Annotated in this window: 9 protein-coding genes; 4 read left to right on the top strand and 5 right to left on the bottom strand. The window is 73.7% G+C overall.

Annotated elements, in window-relative coordinates:
- Nucleotides 1-104 precede the first annotated feature (104 nt).
- Nucleotides 105-3,308 (top strand): FG-GAP-like repeat-containing protein, encoded by a 3,204-nt coding sequence (locus CP977_RS19355; protein ID WP_229991418.1) that lies wholly within the window; start codon nt 105-107, stop codon nt 3,306-3,308.
- Between the two features lie 64 nt (nt 3,309-3,372).
- Here CP977_RS19355 and CP977_RS19360 read toward each other — a convergent pair whose 3' ends face one another.
- The 4 genes from CP977_RS19360 to CP977_RS19375 form a co-directional block, all read right to left on the bottom strand.
- Nucleotides 3,373-4,086 carry a transporter substrate-binding domain-containing protein gene (locus tag CP977_RS19360; RefSeq protein WP_109185067.1) on the bottom strand — a complete coding sequence of 238 codons (714 nt, stop codon included), beginning with the start codon at nt 4,084-4,086 and terminating at the stop codon, nt 3,373-3,375.
- An 83-nt stretch (nt 4,087-4,169) separates the two neighbouring features.
- Nucleotides 4,170-5,693, bottom strand: a complete 1,524-nt coding sequence (locus CP977_RS19365) for a PTS transporter subunit EIIC (RefSeq protein ID WP_062753189.1) — start codon at nt 5,691-5,693, stop codon at nt 4,170-4,172.
- A 42-nt stretch (nt 5,694-5,735) separates the two neighbouring features.
- Nucleotides 5,736-6,674, bottom strand: coding sequence for an N-acetylmuramic acid 6-phosphate etherase (murQ, locus tag CP977_RS19370; RefSeq protein WP_062753187.1), 939 nt, complete (start codon nt 6,672-6,674; stop codon nt 5,736-5,738).
- Between the two features lie 65 nt (nt 6,675-6,739).
- Nucleotides 6,740-7,657 carry a MurR/RpiR family transcriptional regulator gene (locus CP977_RS19375; protein WP_062753185.1) on the bottom strand — a complete coding sequence of 306 codons (918 nt, stop codon included), beginning with the start codon at nt 7,655-7,657 and terminating at the stop codon, nt 6,740-6,742.
- Nucleotides 7,658-7,767: 110 nt separating this feature from the next.
- Here CP977_RS19375 and CP977_RS19380 point away from each other — a divergent pair, with 110 nt between their 5' ends.
- Together CP977_RS19380 and CP977_RS19385 are read left to right on the top strand one after the other, a co-directional pair.
- The gene (locus tag CP977_RS19380) at nt 7,768-8,124 is read left to right on the top strand and encodes a hypothetical protein (RefSeq protein WP_062753183.1); all 357 of its coding nucleotides are present in this window, start codon (nt 7,768-7,770) and stop codon (nt 8,122-8,124) included.
- Between the two features lie 88 nt (nt 8,125-8,212).
- Nucleotides 8,213-8,512, top strand: coding sequence for a DUF4031 domain-containing protein (locus tag CP977_RS19385; protein ID WP_062753181.1), 300 nt, complete (start codon nt 8,213-8,215; stop codon nt 8,510-8,512).
- Between the two features lie 79 nt (nt 8,513-8,591).
- Here CP977_RS19385 and CP977_RS19390 read toward each other — a convergent pair whose 3' ends face one another.
- The gene (locus CP977_RS19390) at nt 8,592-9,818 is read right to left on the bottom strand and encodes a Cmx/CmrA family chloramphenicol efflux MFS transporter (protein ID WP_109185582.1); all 1,227 of its coding nucleotides are present in this window, start codon (nt 9,816-9,818) and stop codon (nt 8,592-8,594) included.
- Between the two features lie 456 nt (nt 9,819-10,274).
- On the opposite strand from CP977_RS19390, the gene CP977_RS19395 reads away from it, so the two are divergent.
- On the top strand, nt 10,275-17,327 hold the full coding sequence (locus tag CP977_RS19395) for a hypothetical protein (RefSeq protein WP_152370554.1): 7,053 nt from the start codon (nt 10,275-10,277) through the stop codon (nt 17,325-17,327).
- Nucleotides 17,328-17,358 lie beyond the last annotated feature (31 nt).

The following is a 17,358-nucleotide window of genomic DNA, read 5'->3' on the forward strand; positions in this document are numbered from 1 at the left end:
GGCCGGCGTCGTCCTCTGCTAGGGTCGGCCTGCTCGCGCGGGGGACGAGCGGCCGACCATGTGGCCCCTCCCCCGTGCCGTATGCCCTGGGGAGGGACTTCTTCGTGATCAGCCCGTTGGAAAGACGGCCGCGCCGGCGTGCGTCCGGCCGTGTCGCACTCGCCGTCGGCCTCGCGGTGACGGTCGGCGCGGGGGGTGCCGCCGGGGCGGCGACCCCGCCGTCCGGAGCCTCCGGCGAAGCCGTGGTCGTCGGCGCGGGCGCGCGCTACGTGCCCCGCGCCACCATCGTCCTGAACGCCGGTGACACCGGCTTCCTCACCGCGCAGGAGGGCGACGACCGGCTGCGCTGGATCGACTACGCGACCGGACGGGCGACCGTCCTCGACCACCGCCTGCCGAAGCCCCTCTCGTACGACGTCGACGAGTTCCGCTTCGCCGAGTACCCGGCGAACTTCGGCCACGGCTCCGACACCGTGGCCGTCCTCTCCGAGGGGCCGGCCCCGTACGTGACGCTCCAGCAGCGGGCCGGCGGCGGTGCGACGACCGTGGTCCCGATCCCGGAGGGGCAGACGTACGTCGGGACGTACGGCGACACCGTCCTCACCCGGACCGGCACCGAGACCGCCGTGACGGGCCTGCACCTGCTGCACCCGGAGGACGGAAAGGTCCGGGACCAGAAGCTGGAGGGGTTCCCCGAGGGCTGGAACCTCACCGTCGGCGAGGGTGACGCCCGCTCGATCGCCGTCCGCGGCATCAAGTGGGAGGGCAGCACGATGTCCCAGGGGTGGTGGGTCGTCGACCTCGCGAGCGGGAGCGTGAAGACGCTCTCCACGCACGGCGAGAGCGTCTCCTTCGACCGGGACACCGTCCTCCACTTCGGCGCCCCGTCGAGCGACCAGGCCCAGGTGTACCGTCGCGACGACCTGGACGCGGACCCGGTCACCTTCGACATGCGGGACGTGGCCTCCTACGACGACGTCGTCCGGCGCTTCGGCGACGCCTTCGTCACCGTGGCCCCGCCCAACCCCGGCAACAACGAGTACCGGGGCAACCACCTCGTCCTGCGGGACGGCACGGGAAGCTGGAAGTCCCTGCTGGCCGTGGCCTCCACGGCCGTGCACCGCACGCCCGACGGCTCGCTGCTGATCACGGGCGCGGAGGAGCGCACCGACCGCGGGCCCCTCGACTGGGGCTACCACCTCCTCACTCCGGGCCCGGACGGCACCGTCGCCCGCAAGCGCCTGGCGGACATCGAGGACATGGAGGCCAGGCCCTTCGGCATCTCCCTCGGCAGCGGCGTCCTGACCACGGCCGACGAGTCGAACCTGTACCAGCCGGGCGGCATCCTCGGCGGCTACCGGAGCACCTGGCTGAAGACCTCCGGACGGCCCGAGGAACTGCGCTCCACGACCGACGGCCTGGTGAACGGCAGGGACGCCGACTGCGGCACCTCGTGGCGCGTCCACTGCGTCACCATGTTCGCGAGCGGCGACGGCCACCACGGCCGCAAGGCGGGCACCGAGCAGGACCTGACCATGCTCTACCGGAACGGCTCCGACGCGTGGGGGCCGCGCCTGACGACCGGGCTCGGCAGCCCCCAGGTCGTCGACCTGTCGGGCCGGTTCGGCGTCGTGAACCAGGGCTGGGGAGGCGAACAGGCGGTCGTCGAGTTCCGCGGCACCGACTCCGGCGCGGTGCTCCAGAAGCGCGCACCGGTCACGTCGGCCCTCTGGGGCAACACCCTGTGGAGCGCCACGGCGGACTCGGACGTCGTCACCTCCAAGACCCTTCCGGCGGGGACGGCCGGGGAGTCGTTCACGACCACCAACCGCTGCACGCCCACCGACCTCCAGGCCGTGGGCCGCTGGGTCTACTGGAAGTGCCAGGACGAGTCGTGGGACGTCCGGGGCGGCGGTCTGTACGACCGGTCCACCAAGCGCTTCGTGTCCGTCGGTTCGGAGGACGTGCTGCTCGGCGACGGCTACTTCGTCTCCCGCTCGGACGCCGCGGGCCTCACCCTGGTCGACCTGCGCGACGGGGTCCCGGGCAGCGGAAAGGCGGCCGACCTGCCCCGGCGCGTGATCGCGACCCCGGCCGACCTCGGCGCGAACACCGTCCGCCGCGCCGGCTGGACCGTCGACCGCTTCGGCGGGCACGTCGCCTACACCGGCGACGACCGCCGGGTCCGGGTCGTCCCGTCCGGCGTCCCGGCCTCCCGGATCGCCGTCATCGACGCCGACGCGCCGACGTCCGTCGACCTCCGGTCGGCGTCCTGGAAGCCCCGCTGGTGGCTGTCCAAGCCCGCCGCGTCCTGGACCCTGACGTTCCAGGACAAGGCCACGGGCAAGGTCGTCCGCACCCTGACCGGCGGCGAGGCGCGGGGCATCGTCGACCCCGTCTGGGACGGCGAGGACGCGGCGGGCCGGCCCGTCGTGAACGGCGCCCACACCTGGACGCTGACCGCGAAGCCCGCCGACGGGCAGGGCGCCGACCTGGCGCTGTCCGGCGCGGTGTCGGTGACCGGCGGCGTCGCCGCGTGGCGCGACACGGCCGGGGACGACGGCTTCGGCGACCTGCTGGCGATGGACCCGGCGGGCCTGGTCTCGCTCTACAAGGGCAACGGCACGGGCGGGCTCTCGGCCCGGATCGCCGGTACGGGCGCGAAGTTCCCTGCGGACACGGTCCTCGTCCCGTCGGGCGACACGAACGGCGACGGCTGCAACGACGTGTACGCGCGCGTGGGCGACGAACTGCGGTCGTACCGGCCGGCCTGCGGGACGTTCGTGTCGGCCTCCTCGCCGTACGTCTCGGTGGGCAAGGGCTGGGGCCAGTACGACGTGCTGACCTCGCCGGGGGACGTGGACGGCGACGGGCACACCGACCTGATCGCCCGTCAGGCGTCGACCGGTGACGTGTACTTCTACGCCGGAACGGCCGACCAGCGGTTGCGGACCGGGGTCCGGATCGGTGTGAACTGGAAGCTGTACACGAAGATCGCGGGCGCCGGAGACCTGGACGGCGACGGGCGGGGCGACCTGCTCGGCATGGACGCCTCGGGCGTCCTGTGGCGGTACTACGGCACGGCGACCGGCGGCGTGACGGTCCGGGCGAAGGTCGGTGGCGGCTGGGGCGTCTACTCGTCCCTGGTCGGCGTCGGCGACCTGTCCGGCGACGGGCGCGGGGAGCTGGTCGCGCGCGAGAAGGCCACCGGCAAGCTGTGGCGCTACACCAACCTCGGCAACGGCCTCTACGACACCCGGGTCATGATCGGCACCGGCGGCTGGAACGGGTTCAAGGAGCTCTACTGATCCACCACCCCTGATCCACCCCCCCGTGGGCCCGGCCGTGAACGGCCGGGCCCACGGGCGTTCCCTAAGGGGCCAGGAGGCCGGTGTCCTGGCCGGCGCGGTGCAGGGCATCCGTGACGAAGCCGTTCGCCTTCAGTTCCTCGACCGTGTCGCGGAGGAAGGCCAGGGTCTCCGGGGCGCGGGAGAGCGTGGTGCCGACCGCCTGCCGGATCTCCATGAAACGGCCCTCGATCAGCCGTACGTCCGGGTTCTCCCGTACGTACGCGGTCAGGGGCTGCCGGATGCCCGCGCCCGCCTCCAGGCCCTCGGCCCGGAAGACGTCGACGCCCTCCTCGCCGCGCACGACGGTCGCGCGGGCGAGGGTCCGGGACAGGAACAGGTCGTAGGCGGACCCCTTCTTGACCCCGATCCGGACGCCGGGGGCGTCGACCTCCTCGACCGTGGTGAGCGCGGAGCCGCGCGGCACGGCGTACACCCCCTCGATGACGACGTACGGCGCGGTGAAAGCGACCTCCGCCTCGCGCGCCGGGTCCACGGCGAGGAAGCAGAGGTCGGCCCGCCCGTCCGCCATCGCCTCGAAGGACTTCCGCGCCGCGTCGAAGCAGAGCAGCTCGACCCCGACCCCGAGCCGCGCCCCGATCTCCCGGGCCAGGTCGACGGTGATCCCGGAGGGGTCCTCGGGGGTGCCCTGGGCGAGCACCGGGTTCCCGAGGTTGACGGAGGCGCGGAGGACACCGGTGGGGGCGAGGTCGGCGGCGATGCGCTGCGTGGTCGTCATGGGGGTGGAGTCTAGGGAGCGGTGGGGGGCTTCCCGTACGGGGCGGGTTCTCCCGTACGGGCTGGGGGCTTCCCGTACGGGTGTCAGAGCTTGGCCGGTTTCGGCTCCGGGCCCGGCTCCGGTGCGGGGCCCGGCGGGGGCGTCGTGCCCGCCGACGCGGCCACCACCGTCTCCGGCCCCGTGTCCGTGTCCACGTCGAACTCCTCCAGGAGCCGGGCGCCGAAGCCCCAGAAGTACGTCGCCACGAAGCCCGCCAGGTAGCCGGTGAGCAGACCGCCCGCGTAGACCGCGATCGTGCGGCCGAGGCCCTTGTCGCCGTCGAGGAGCGGGAACAGGGCCCAGCCCGACGGGCCGATCGCGGTCGAGCCGACCTTGGTGCCCAGCATGCTGAACAGGCCGACGAAGCCGCCGCCGAAGGCGCCGCCCACGCAGGCCGTGACGAAGGGGCGGCCCAGGGGCAGCGAGACGCCGTAGATCAGGGGCTCGCCGACGCCCAGGAAGCCGGCCGGGAGGGCGGACTTGATGGTGCGGCGGATCGAGCCGTTGCGCGGGAGCCGCAGGTAGACGGCCATCGCCGCGCCGACCTGGCCCGCGCCCGCCATCGCGAGGACGGGCAGCAGGACCGTGTGGCCCTGCTGCTCGATGAGCGTGGTGTGGATCGGGATGAGTGCCTGGTGCAGGCCCAGCATCACCAGCGGCAGGAACAGGCCGCCCAGGACGAACCCCGCGCCCGCGCCCGCGTGGACGAGGAGCCAGTCGGCGAACTCGCCGATCGCGTTCGAGACCTCGCCCGCGACGAACATCAGGCCGAAGATCGTGACCAGGCCGGAGACCAGCACCGTGAGCGTCGGGGTGACGAGCACGTCCAGGGACTCCGGCACCCACCGGCGGCACCACTTCTCCACGTACACCGCGAGCACTGCCGCGCCGAGCGCGCCGAGGACGCCGCCCTGGCCGGGGGAGAGCGTCTGGCCGAACGCGTCGACCTTCGCGACGCCCGGGAAGACGACGATCGCGGCGACCGCGCCGCCCAGGATCGGGGTGCCGCCGAACTCCTTCGCCGTGTTGAAGCCGACGAAGACCGCGATGAGGGCCATGAAGCCGCTCGCGATCGCGGCGAGGGCGGGGGTGACGGCGGGCAGCCAACCGAGGTTGATCAGGAGGCCGTTGAGGCCGGCGATGATGCCGCAGCCGATGAGGGCGGGGATCAGCGGCACGAAGACGTTCGCGATCCGGCGCAGGAACAGCTTGAACGGGGTCTGGTTCCTCGCTTTGCGGGCCGCCCTGATCGCCGCGCCCTGCGCCGCGAGGTCGTCGGCGGAGGGCGTCGCCGCGGGAGCGGCCGGCGCCTCGGCCACCAGGGCCTCGAACTCCGGGGTCACGCGGGCGACCGTGCCCGGCCCGAGGACGATCTGGTACGTGTCGTCCTCGACGACGCCCATCACGGCCGGCAGGGCCTTGAGCTCCTCGTCCCGGACGAGCGAGCGGTCCCGCAGGCCGAGGCGGAGGCGGGTCATGCAGTGGGCGACGGAGGTGATGTTCCCGGCGCCGCCGACGAGGGGGAGGATCGCGGCGGCGACGGCGCGGTTCTTGTCGTCTGTGCTCATGGTGCGGTGGTGCCTTGCTGTGCGTGGGGGAGGGGTGCGGTTCTACCGGGCGTGCAGCGCGGCGCGCAGGTGGCCCCGGGAGCCGGTGAGGAGTCCGGCGGCGGTGGGAGCGTCGACGTCCGCGAGGATCATGAGGATGGCGTTCTTCACCTCGCCGTCGGCGGCGGCGAGCGCGGCCTCGATCCGCTCGTCGGGCGCGCCGGTGGCGAGGGCGACGATCCGCCGCGAGCGGGCCTGGAGCTTCTCGTTGGAGGCGCGGACGTCGACCATCAGGTTCCCGTACGTCTTGCCGAGCCGGATCATCGTGATGGTCGAGATCATGTTGAGGACGAGCTTCTGGGCGGTGCCGGCCTTGAGCCGGGTGGAGCCGGTGAGCAGCTCGGGTCCGGTGACGACCTCGATGCCGTGTTCGGCGGCGGCGGCGAGCGCGCTGTCGGCGTTGCAGGAGAGGCCGACGGTGAGCGCGCCGAGGGCGCGGGCGTGCTCGACGGCGCCGATCGCGTACGGGGTGCGGCCGGAGGCGGAGATGCCGACGACGGTGTCGTCCGGGGTGAGCCCGAGCGCGGTGAGGTCCTCCACCGCGAGTTCCTTGGAGTCCTCGGCGCCCTCGACGGCCTTGACCATGGCGGAGGGGCCGCCCGCGATGAGCCCGACGACCTCGGAGGGGTCGGTGTTGAAGGTGGGCGGGCACTCGCTGGCGTCGAGGACGCCGAGCCGGCCGGCGGTCCCGGCGCCCATGTAGACGAGCCGGCCGCCGCGGGCCATCCGCTCGGCGGTGGCGTCGATGGCGGCGGCGATGGCGGGCAGCTGCCGGGCGACGGCGGCGGGGACGGACTGGTCCTCGCCGTTCATGGTCCGGGCGATCTCCAGCGTCGGGAGCCGGTCGATCTCCGCGAGCTCGGGACGGAAGGCCTCGGTGGTGAGGGTGGCGAGCTGGGCGCGGAGCTCGGAGTACGTGGAAGCGGAGGCGGAAGCGGACACGTGCGGCTCTTTCGGTACGGCGGCGTCGTCGGCGCCGGGGCTTTACGGGTGCGGGTGCGGGGGCTTCAGCGGGTGCGGGGCGCGTGGCGGTGGGCCAGGGCCTCGTACGAGGCGGCGAGGGCCGGGGCGGCCGTCTCGTACGTCCGTTGGGTGACGCAGGTGAACAGGCAGTCCACGACCAGGAGTTGGCTGGTCCGGGACGACATGGCCGCCGGGCGCAGTTCGCTCTCGCGGGCGGTGGAGGTGGTGAGGACGTGGTCGGCGTACTGGGTGACGGGCCCGTCCGGGCGGCCGGTGATCGCGACGGTGGTGGCGCCGTGGTCGAAGGCGACCCGGAGCGGTTCTATGACGTCGCCGGTCGAGCCGGAGTGGGTGATGGCGACGGCGACGTCGCCGGAGCGGAGCTGTACGGCGTTGGTGACGGCGAGGTGCGGGTCGCTGTGGGCGTGGGCGACCAGCCCGATGCGGAGGAGCTTCTGCCCGAGGTCCTGGGCGACGAGCCCGGAGGCGCCGACGCCGTAGATGTCGACGCGGCGGGCGGTGGCGAGGGCGGCGACGGCGGCGCCGAGCTGGACGGTGTCGAGTCCGGCGGCGGTGTCGGCGAGGGTCTGCTGCTCGTCGTAGGCCAGTTTGGCGACGACGTCGGCGATGGGGTCGTCCACGGCGATGTCGGCGGTCACGGCGGGCGCGCGGCCGGACTGCTGCTGGGCGGCGAGCCCGGCGAGGGCGAGGCGCAGGTCGCGGTAGCCGGGGTAGCCGAGGAGGCGGGCGGTGCGGACGACGGTCGCCTCGCTGGTGCCGGTGAGCTCGGCGAGGCCGGTGACCGTGAGGGCGGCGCAGCCGGCCGGGTCTCCGGCGACGGCCTCGGCGACCCGCTGCATGGAGCGGGTCATGGAGGGCGCCAGGGTCCGCACCTTGGCCGCGAGGGCGGCGGGGGCCGGGGGCGCGTCGCTGGTGAAACTTTCCTTCACGTCATTGGTCACGCCTGAAAGATACTTTCGGAAGGGTGGGGCGACAAGCCCCTTCCCGGCCCCGGATCCGGAAGCGGCCTTCGCCCTTCCCGCCTCCTCCCGGGCCGGGTGACAATGAGGGAATGGACGACATCGACGCGGTGGAGCAGGCGCTGCACACCGCCCGCGCGCTGGTACTGGCCGACCTGGCGGCCCGCGAGGTCGCCGCGGCCGAGGTCGTCTCGATGGTGGAGGACTCGGTCACGCACCGGCGCTGGTGGGTCGAGCAGTGGCCGGAGGGGGTCTCGTACGTGGCGGGGCTCGTCGCCCAGGACGTGCAGGACTCCCTGCTCGAACGGTACGGACGCTGGCCGCTCTGCCCCGTCTGCGCCTCGGGCGACCCGCACGCCCTGGACGTGGAACCGGAGCTGGGCCCGGACCCGCACTGGGTCTGCGGCAAGCAGGGCGTGGTGGTGGCGCCGGTGGGCGGGCTGAGGTGAGCGGCGGACAGGGGGTGCGTGGCGGGACCGAGGCGCCTGGCGGGGCCGGAGCGGGCGGGCGGTCCGGGGCCGCGGGAGGGGCCCGACCGTGACGCTGTACATCGACCCGCCGACCTGGCCGGGCCACGGCCGCATGTGGTCCCACCTGGTCAGCGACGTCTCCTTCGAGGAGCTGCACGCCTTCGCGGCCGCGATCGGCGCCCCGCGCCGCGCCTTCGAGCGCGACCACTACGACATCCCGGCCGACCACTACGCGGCGGCGGTGACCGGCGGCGCGGTCGAGGTCGGCTCGAAGGAACTCCTGCGCCGCCTCACGGCGGCGGGCCTGCGGAGGCCGAAGGGGCGGCCGACCGGGGGGCGTCCGACTGAGGGGCGGCCGGCGGGCTGAAGGGCGGGGACGGAGACGTACGCGAAGAGGCCCACGTCCTGGCCCCGCCCCCGCCGGCCCGCCCCGCCGCCCCTCCGTCTCAGCCCGGCAGGGCGCACTCCCGGTCGTCCCGCTCGGGGGTCGTGGCCGGGCTCCCGGCCACGACGTGGCCGTCGCCCGGCGTCCGCCGGGACAGCCTCAGCGCCACCGCCGCCACCCCGAGGCCCACCGCCGTCATCGCCGCGCCCGCCCACGCCGTGGAGGCGAAGCCGAGGCCCGCGTCGATGACGGTGCCGCCGAGCCAGGGGCCGCCGGTGTTGCCGAGGTTGAAGGCGGCGGTGGTGGTGGCGCCGGCGAGGGTGGGGGCGGCGCCGGCGACGTTGAACATGCGGGCGTTGAGCGCCGGGGCCGTGTAGAACGCGGAGACGCCGAGGAGGAAGGCCAGCAGGACGGTGACGACCGGGCTGGAGGCGAAGAGGGCCAGGGCGACCAGGAAGACGGTCGAGGCGGTGATGCCGCTGAGCATCACCCCGAAGAGGTGCGCGTCCGCGACCCGGCCGCCGATGGTCGTACCGACCAGGGCGCCGATGCCGAAGAGCCCGAGGACGATCGAGACCCAGCTCTTGTCGAGCCCGGAGACGTCGGTGAGGAGCGGGGCGAGGTACGAGAAGGCGCAGAAGACGCCGCCCGCCGCGAGGGCGGTGACGACGATCGAGAGCAGGACCTGGCGGTCGCGGTAGATCGTCAGCTCCCGCTTGAGCCGGGGCCGGGTCTCGGGGACCGGAATGTGCGGGATGCGGGTGAGGACGCCGACGAGGGCGATCGCGGAGGCGAGGCCGACCGCCCAGAAGGCGGAGCGCCAGCCCAGGTGCTCGCCGAGGAAGGCGCCGGCGGGGACGCCGAGGACGTTGGCTATGGAGAGCCCGCCGATCATGACGGCCATGGCCCGGGCCCGGGTGTTCACCGGCACCATCGCGATGGCGACGGCCGCGCCGACCGCCCAGAACCCGGCGCAGGCGAGCGCGCTCACGACCCGGGAGGCGAAGAGCACCCCGTAGTTCGGCGCGAGGGCGCCCGCGACCTGCCCGAGGCCGAAGACGGTGATCAGGGCGACCAGGGTCGTCTTGCGGGGGAGCCGCAGGGTCGCCACGGCGAGGAGCGGGGCGCCCACCACCATGCCGATGGCGAAGGCCGAGATGAGCAGCCCGGCGCTCGGGATGGAGACGTCCATGTCCTCCGCGATGGGCGGCAGCAGCCCGGAGAGCATGAACTCGCTCGTCCCGAGCGCGAATACGGAGAGGCCGAGGATGTAGACGGCCGTCGGCATGCGGGTGGGTGCGGGTGCGGGGGCGGGTGTCGCGTGCTCGGCGGAGGGAGAGGGCATGACATGCGTCAACCGGTGATTGATTGCTGTCATTCCTCGGTGCCGGAGCGTCTTGGGATGCGAGACGGCCGTGTGCGCCACGGGTGGCCGAAAACCTGTTTACGGCCGGTAACAAGATGATCAACAAGGGAAGCGCTTTATCCCGAGCTAAGTCGCGTGCGGCATTGGTGAAGATTATTTGATCTTCACGTGCGGGGTCGTGCGTGGCATCGTCACAGGGCAAGCGGCAGCGCCGGTTCGTGGGGAGGCGAGCACGCCGGCGGGTGTCGTGTCGAAGGGGTCGCGGGCCGTGCGGTGGGCGCTGTCTGTCATGCCCATGTAAAGAGTGCTGCCGGACGATCGAGAGATTGCAAGGCGGACATGTCATTGTTCAGAGACGTCGGCAGACGCCGGCGTCGCATGCGCTCCACCCTGGCCAGAGCCACCGGCGCGACGGCGCTCGCCACCGCCGCGGCCGTACTGGCCGGTGTGTTCCAGGCCCCTCCGGCCTTCGCCGACCCGGTGCCCGAGGAGGACACCGGGGTCACCCGCAACAGCATCGGCCAGGACCCGCGGCGCGACCGCTGCCTCACCGGTACGGCGCTGCACACCGGCGGCCCGCAGCTGAAGGCCAAGGCCATCGAGGGGCTGACCGGGACCAACGAGCAGCTTCGAGAGATCGTCGGCAGCGTCGGCTGGATCGGCTACGGGCCCCTCGGGCAGGCCCAGGACGCCGACAAAGAGGCGGGGCAGACCTACTACCAGGCCAGCGCGAAGCGCACCGAAGAGCTCAACAAGGCCAACGAGCCCTACGTCCGGTCCGCCTGGGACAACGACGACATGGAGTGGCACGCGCCCGTCTTCGGCGCGGACGTGGACTACTTCACCGCGCTCGCACAGGTTCAGTTGGCCGTTCCGCTCACCTACGACGGTCACAGCGAGGCCAGCGACGAAGCGATCGCCCGCGCCCACGCGATCGCCGAGGAGAACAAGGGCAAGGACGACTGGCACGACGCCGCGGCCGACTGGATGCTGCGGGACGTCGGGCAGGACCGCTACTCGGGCGGCACCACGTCGAGCGACATCGCCTCCTACCTGCGGCGCGGCGGATTCGCGTCCGAGGCGCCCGCCAAGGACTCCGCCGAGTACCGCGTGGAGGTCGAGGACCTCAAGCAGGCCTGGGCGGCCTGCGACCACCAGAACCCGGTGGACCCGCGGCGCATGCTCAACGCCCCGGTCATGACCGCGATGGTCGAATGGGAGCTGGAGTACGCCGCACAGGCCCCCCAGCGCGCCACGATCATCCAGGCGGAGGCGGACGCCGCCGCGGCGACCCAGGCCGCCACCACCGCCATGGTCGGAGCCATCGAAGAGGCCTGGCTCGCCGAGCAGATCCTGACCTGGCGCAAGCACTGGCAGGACACGCTCGCCAACGACCCCGACACCATCTTCGAGAAGCCCGACCAGGCCTTCTACGACAAGGCCACGGCCGACCTGGCCGCCGCCCGCACCAAGGCGACCGCCCTGACCGCCACGGCCAAGGCGCAGGCCGCCAAGGCCGCCACGGCGGCACAGAGGGCCGCCACCGCGCAGCAGGAGGCGTGGGCCGTCGCCGACACCACCCACGTGCCGCGCGGCCGGGGCCTGATGTACGCCCAGCAGTCGGTCCAGGTCGCCCGCGCCTCCGCCGCCGCCGCGGCCGCCGCCGCGAAGGCCACCGAGACCGCGAAGTCCGCCACCGACGCGACGGTCGCGGACGCGGACGCCCTGCTGGCCAAGGCGCAGACCGACTCGCACGCCATCAGCACCGAGTTCCGCCGCGTCGCCGCCGAGGAGGCCGCCGCCCAGGCGAAGGCCGCCGCCGACAGCGCCGAGGCCAACGCCAGGGCCGCCGCCGACAGCGCGAAGACGGCGAAGGACGCCCGGACGACGGCCGAGCAGAAGCGCGACAAGGCCAAGACCGCCGCCGCCACCGCCACCGCCGAGCGTGCCAAGGCGCAGGCCGAGAAGGCCACCGCCGTCGCCTCCCGCGCCAAGGCCGCCACCGAGCGCGCCAAGGCCCAGGAGGCCGAGCAGCGGGCCGTGACCCAGCAGACCGCGGCCAAGAACGCCGACACGACCGCCGGGACCGCGACCGCCGACGCCAAGGCGAAGCGCAAGCTCGCCGACGAGAAGGCGAAGGCCGCGCAGACCGCCCGCGAGAAGGCCGTCGCCGCGCTCCGGGCGAAGCAGGCCGCCGCGGCCCACGCCGCCGCCCTCGAAGCCGCGGCGGCAGCCGCCGAGGGCACCGCCGCCGCCACCGAGACCCGTGCGGCGGCCACCACCGCCCGTACGGCCGCGAACCAGGCCGCCCAGGCCGCCACCGCCGCCCAGACCGCGGCCGATCAGGCGACCACCGCCGCCGTCGGCGCGCGGACCGCCGCGACCACCGCGGAGGGCGCCGCCGAGCGGGCCGAGGCCAACGCGAGCAACGCGTGGGCGGCGTACCACGCCTCCCTCGGTGCGGCTTCCGCGGCACACACCGCCGCGGCCGTCGCCCTGGACGCGTCGCAGGACGCGTCGATCCGTGCCGACAACGCCGCCACGGCGTCGGAGAACGCCACCGAGCTGGCCGAGAAGGCCGAGCAGGAGGCCGTGGCCGCCGGGACGAGCGCGGTCGAGGCCGTGAAGTCGGCCGCGACCGTGACCGGCCGCGCCTACGCGGCCGGACAGGCGGCGCTCGCCGCGCGCGACAGCGCCAAGGAGGCGGTCGCCGCCTCCAACGAGGCCGTCGCGGGAGGCGCTCCGTACCAGGAGAAGGACAGCTCGGCCGCGTTCGCCGTGCTCGTCGGCCAGTCGTCGAAGACGATCGCCGAGCAGCAGGCCGCCGCGGCCGAGGCCAAGGCCACCGAGGCGGCGGCCGCCGCCGAGTCCGCGCAGCAGGCCGCCGCACAGGCGACCGGCGACGCGAAGCTCGCCGCCGAGGCCGCCGCCCGCGCCGCGAGCGATTCGGTGCGCGCCGTCGAGGCCGTCACCCGCGCCCAGGCGTCCGCCGCCGACGCGGCCGAGGACCGGAAGGGCGCGAAGAGCGCCTCCGACGCCGCCGCCGACCACTCCCGGCAGGCCGGTGAGGAAGCGGTCGGCGCCCGCCTCGTCGCGGACGAGGTGAACGAGGTCGCCGCGGAGGCCGACCGCGAGGCGACCGACGCCGAGCGGCATGCCGCCGAGGCGAACGAGAAGGCCGGCCGGGCCGCCGACGCCGCCAAGGGAGCCCAGGACAAGGCGACCAAGGCGGAGAAGGACGCCAAGGCCGCCGAGGACAGGGCGTCCGACGCGACGGGCGACAGCACCGCCGCCGAGGAGGCCGCCAAGAAGGCCGAGCAGGAACAGCGCGAGAAGAACGAGGCCGCCCACAAGGAGGCGCTCGCCGAGGGCGTCACGCCCATCAAGGGCGGCGCCGCCAACTGGCCGGTACTCGGTGAGCGCGAGGAGAAGATCCTCCTCGACGCCTGCGGCCAGACCTGCGTCGACGACTACCGCGAGGGCCTCGCGGCCGTCTCGGTGGACATCGTCGCCTGGGCCACGGCCAACGGCGGGAAGATCCTCTTCGAGCAGCTCGACGGGGCCGAGGTCAAGAAGTGCCTGGCCGGCTACGACGTCGAGGACTGCCTCTGGGACCTCGTCGACATCAGCGCGTCCGCGGTGATCGTGGGCCGCATGCCCGCGCTCGCCCAGGCGGTCGAGAAGGTCTCCGACGGCGTACGGAAGATCTTCGTCGACGCCGACGACGCCCTGCGCCGGCTCCACGAGCTGACGGCCGTCATCAAGGACGTCCGCTCCACCCCGCGCCTCAACAGGTGCCTCGCCGGAGTCGCCCTGCACGCGGGCGGCGCCAAGATGAAGGCCAAGGCCATCGAGGGCCTGACCGGCACGAACGCCCAGCTCGACGCCGTCATCGGCGACGTCGGCTGGATCGGGTTCATGCCCCTCGGACAGGCCCGGGACCAGGACGAGAAGGCGGGTTACGCCTTCATGGACGCCATCGCGGCCCGCGAGGCCGTCCTGGAGGACGCCAACCGCCCGTACGCGATGAGCTCGTTCGACGACGGGATCACGCTCCACGCGCCCGAGTTCGGCGCGGACATCCTCGGCTTCACCCTGGCCTCCCAGGCCAAGCTGTCCCACCGCCTCGGCTGGGACGACCACACCAACCCCAGCGCCGAGGCGGTGGCGAAGGCCCGGCAGCTCACCGAGCAGAACCGCGGCAAGGACACCTGGCACGACGCCGCGGCCGACTTCATGCTGCTGTACGCCAACGTGGAGAACACCCGGTTCTCCGGGGGTACGACCTCCGCCGACATCGCCTCCTACCTGAAGCACGGCGGCTTCCTCGGCAAGAAGGTCCCCGAGGGCACCGCCGAGTTCCGCATCGAGGTCGAGAACCTCAAGCAGCAGTGGGCCGCGTGCAACCACCAGGAACCGGTGGACCCGCGCAACTCCCTGAGCGAGGTCGCCTCGCAGGCCTCGGCCGAGTGGGAGGCGGAGTACGCCGGCCAGGCCGTCCCGCGCGCGATCATCGTGCAGGCGGAGGCCGACGCCGCCGCCGCGACCCGGGCCGCCGCCGACAACATGGTCGAGGCCATCGGCCAGGCGTGGCGCGCCGACCAGGTCCTGCGCTGGCAGAAGTACTGGCAGGACCAGCTGAAGAGCGACCCGAACCACATCCACAAGCCGAAGAAGGCCCTCTTCGACAAGGCGAACACGGACCTCGCGAACGCCCGGGGCCGGGTCCAGGCGCTCGTCGCCACCGCCAAGCAGCAGGCCACCGCCGCCAACGCCGCCGCGCAGCGCGCGGTGACCGCCCAGCAGCAGGCCTGGACGATCGCGGACGCGGCCGAGGTGCCGCGCGGTCGCGGCCTGATGTACGCCCAGCAGTCGGTCCAGGTCGCCCGCGCCTCGGGCGCGGCCGCCACGGCCGCCGCGAAGGCTACGGAGACGGCGCTGAACGCGGCGAACGCCACGGTCTCGACGTCCCACACCCTGTACGCACTGGCGCAGACCCAGTCGCACGCGGTGAAGACCGAGTTCCACCGCATCGCCGCCCAGGAGGCCGCCGCCCAGGCGAAGGCCGCGGCGGACAGCGCCGACAGGCAGGCCGCCGAGGCCGAGGCGAACCTGAAGACCGCCAAGGAGGCCCAGGCCACCGCGGAGAGGGAGGAGCAGGAGGCCAAGCAGGCGGCCGCGACGGCGCAGGCCGAGCGCGCCAACGCCGAGATGGAGCGGGCCGTCGCCGCCGCCGAGCGGGCGACCGCCGAGTCGGAGCGGGAGAAGGCCGGAGCGGCGGAGGCCCGCGCGCAGGAGGAGAAGAGCAGGGCGAGCTCCGCCCGCTCCGACGCGACGACCGCAGGCAACACCGCCTCGGCCAAACGCGCAGAGGCGGAGGAGGCGGAGGCACAGGCCCGGCTGGCCCGTGACCGCGCGGTCACCGCGGAACGCGCCAAGAAGGCGGCCGACTCACGGGCCGCGGCCCTCGAAGCGGCCGCGCACGCGGCCGAAGGCACCGAGGCCGCCGCCGAGACCCGACAGGCGGCGACCGAGGCGCGTACGGCCGCCACCACCGCGACCACCGCCGCGACCCAGGCTCGGGCGGCGGCCAACGAGGCGTCCACCGCCGCCGTCAACGCCCGTGCGGCCGCGACCCGCGCGCAGGGTGCCGCCGAACGCTCCAGGGCGTCGGCGGACAACGCTTGGGCCGCCTACCTGACCGCGGCCGGTTCGGCCGCGTCCGCGCGTGCCGCGGCTGCCGAGGCGATCGACGCCTCGGAGGCGGCGGCGGTGAACGCCCGGCAGGCCGAGGCCGACTCCAAGAAGGCGTCCGCCGCGGCGGCCGTCGCGAAGCGGGAGGCGGCCGCGGCGCACACCGAGGCGGTCAAGACCGCCCAGTGGGCGGCCAAGACGGCCGGTTACGCGTACGCCGTGGCCAACGCGGCGAGCGCGGCGCGGGACACGGCGACCCAGGTCATCAAGCCGGCGCGGGAGGCCATCTCCATCGGCACTCCCTACCAGGAGACCGACGCGTCGGCCGCCTTCGCGGTCCTCACGGGCCAGAACGCGCTGACCCTGTCGCAGCAGCAGGCCGCGGCGGCCGAGGCGAAGGCCGTCCAGGCGGCGGAGTACTCGGCCGAGGCGCAGCGCCTCGCGGCCCAGGCGGCCGCCGACGACAAGCTGGCCGCCGAGGCGGCAGCGGCGGCGGCCAAGGACGCGGAGCGCGCGGCCAAGGCGTCGAAGCGGGCGCAGACGGCGGCCGCGGAGGCGGAGAAGGCCGCCAAGGCGGCCCAGGCGGCCTCCAAGCGGGCCGACGGCTACGCCATGCAGGCGGGTACGGACGCCGTCTACGCGTCGTTCGCCGCCGGTGAGGCGGAGGCCGACGCGGCCGCGGCCGACAGCGCGGCCACCGAGGCCGAACGGGACGCCTCCAGCGCCCGCGCGGCGGCGACCTCGGCGGAGAAGGACGCGGCCGACGCCCGTTCCACGGCCACCAGGGCCGAGAACGACGCCGTCGCGGCCGAGACCGCGGCCGGGAACGCGAACGCGCTCGCGAAGGAGGCCGACGAGGCCGCCGAGCGGGCGGAGGAGGAGGAGCGCAAGCGCCTCCTCGAAGAGCGCGCCCGGCAGGTCGACACCGGCTCCCTGTACGACGGGCCGCAGCTCAGTGCCGACGACGAGGCCCTGCTGATGCAGATCTGCGGCCGGACCTGCGTGGAGGACTACAAGGCGGCCAGGGACCTGGCTGCCGGGGACGTCATCGAGTGGGTCAAGGCCAACGGCGGTGCGATCCTGCTCGAGGTGTTCGGCGTCACCAACATCAAGGAGTGCCTGTCCACCTGGGACTTCGAGAGCTGCATGTGGGCGCTCGCGGACGCGGCCGGCTTCCTCATCCCGGTGACGAAGATCCCCGCGGTGGCCAAGGCGCTCTACACCGTCGGCAAGTCGATCGACGCCTTCTTCGACGCCACGAAGATCGCCAAGCGCCTGGTCGAGAAGTACCAGAGCGTGATGGCGAAGATCAGGAAGGCCCCGTCGTGCGAGGTCCCGCAGCAGGCCTCCGCCCAGCGGGTCGCTTTTGCCGCCGCCGCGGCAGGCAACAACTTCGGGAACTGGAAGATCCCCGGACTGTGCATGCCCGTGGTGGACAACGACTGGTTCTACGACGACATCCGGGACTACCACTTCCCCGGTGGCAGCAATGTCCATTCCGGAAAGGGAATGTGGCCGGCGTCCATGACCAATGCCCGCCTCAAGGAGATCTTCAGCAAGGCCGAGGATCTGTGCGGAAACAGCTGGACCCCGGGATCCGAGCCGGCGTACTACGTCTGCACCTTCGACCCCGGACTCGGAGTGATCGGACAGAAATACCCGGGCGGACCGAACACCTCTATAGTCGAGGTCGTCGTTTCGAAGTACGGGGACGCGATCACCATGTATCCCAAGTAGGAATGTCTCCCAAGCAGGCGAGAGTTCGGAG

The sequence above is a fragment of the Streptomyces cinereoruber genome, assembly GCF_009299385.1.
Taxonomy (GTDB): domain Bacteria; phylum Actinomycetota; class Actinomycetes; order Streptomycetales; family Streptomycetaceae; genus Streptomyces; species Streptomyces bikiniensis.

Coding starts and splice junctions, on each gene's coding strand:
- CP977_RS19360 (WP_109185067.1), bottom strand. CDS start 4,086: ATGACGACCACGCAGCGCATCGCCGCCGACCTCGCCCCCACCGGTGTC.
- CP977_RS19365 (WP_062753189.1), bottom strand. CDS start 5,693: ATGAGCACAGACGACAAGAACCGCGCCGTCGCCGCCGCGATCCTCCCC.
- CP977_RS19380 (WP_062753183.1), top strand. CDS start 7,768: ATGGACGACATCGACGCGGTGGAGCAGGCGCTGCACACCGCCCGCGCG.
- CP977_RS19390 (WP_109185582.1), bottom strand. CDS start 9,818: ATGCCGACGGCCGTCTACATCCTCGGCCTCTCCGTATTCGCGCTCGGG.
- CP977_RS19395 (WP_152370554.1), top strand. CDS start 10,275: ATGCGCTCCACCCTGGCCAGAGCCACCGGCGCGACGGCGCTCGCCACC.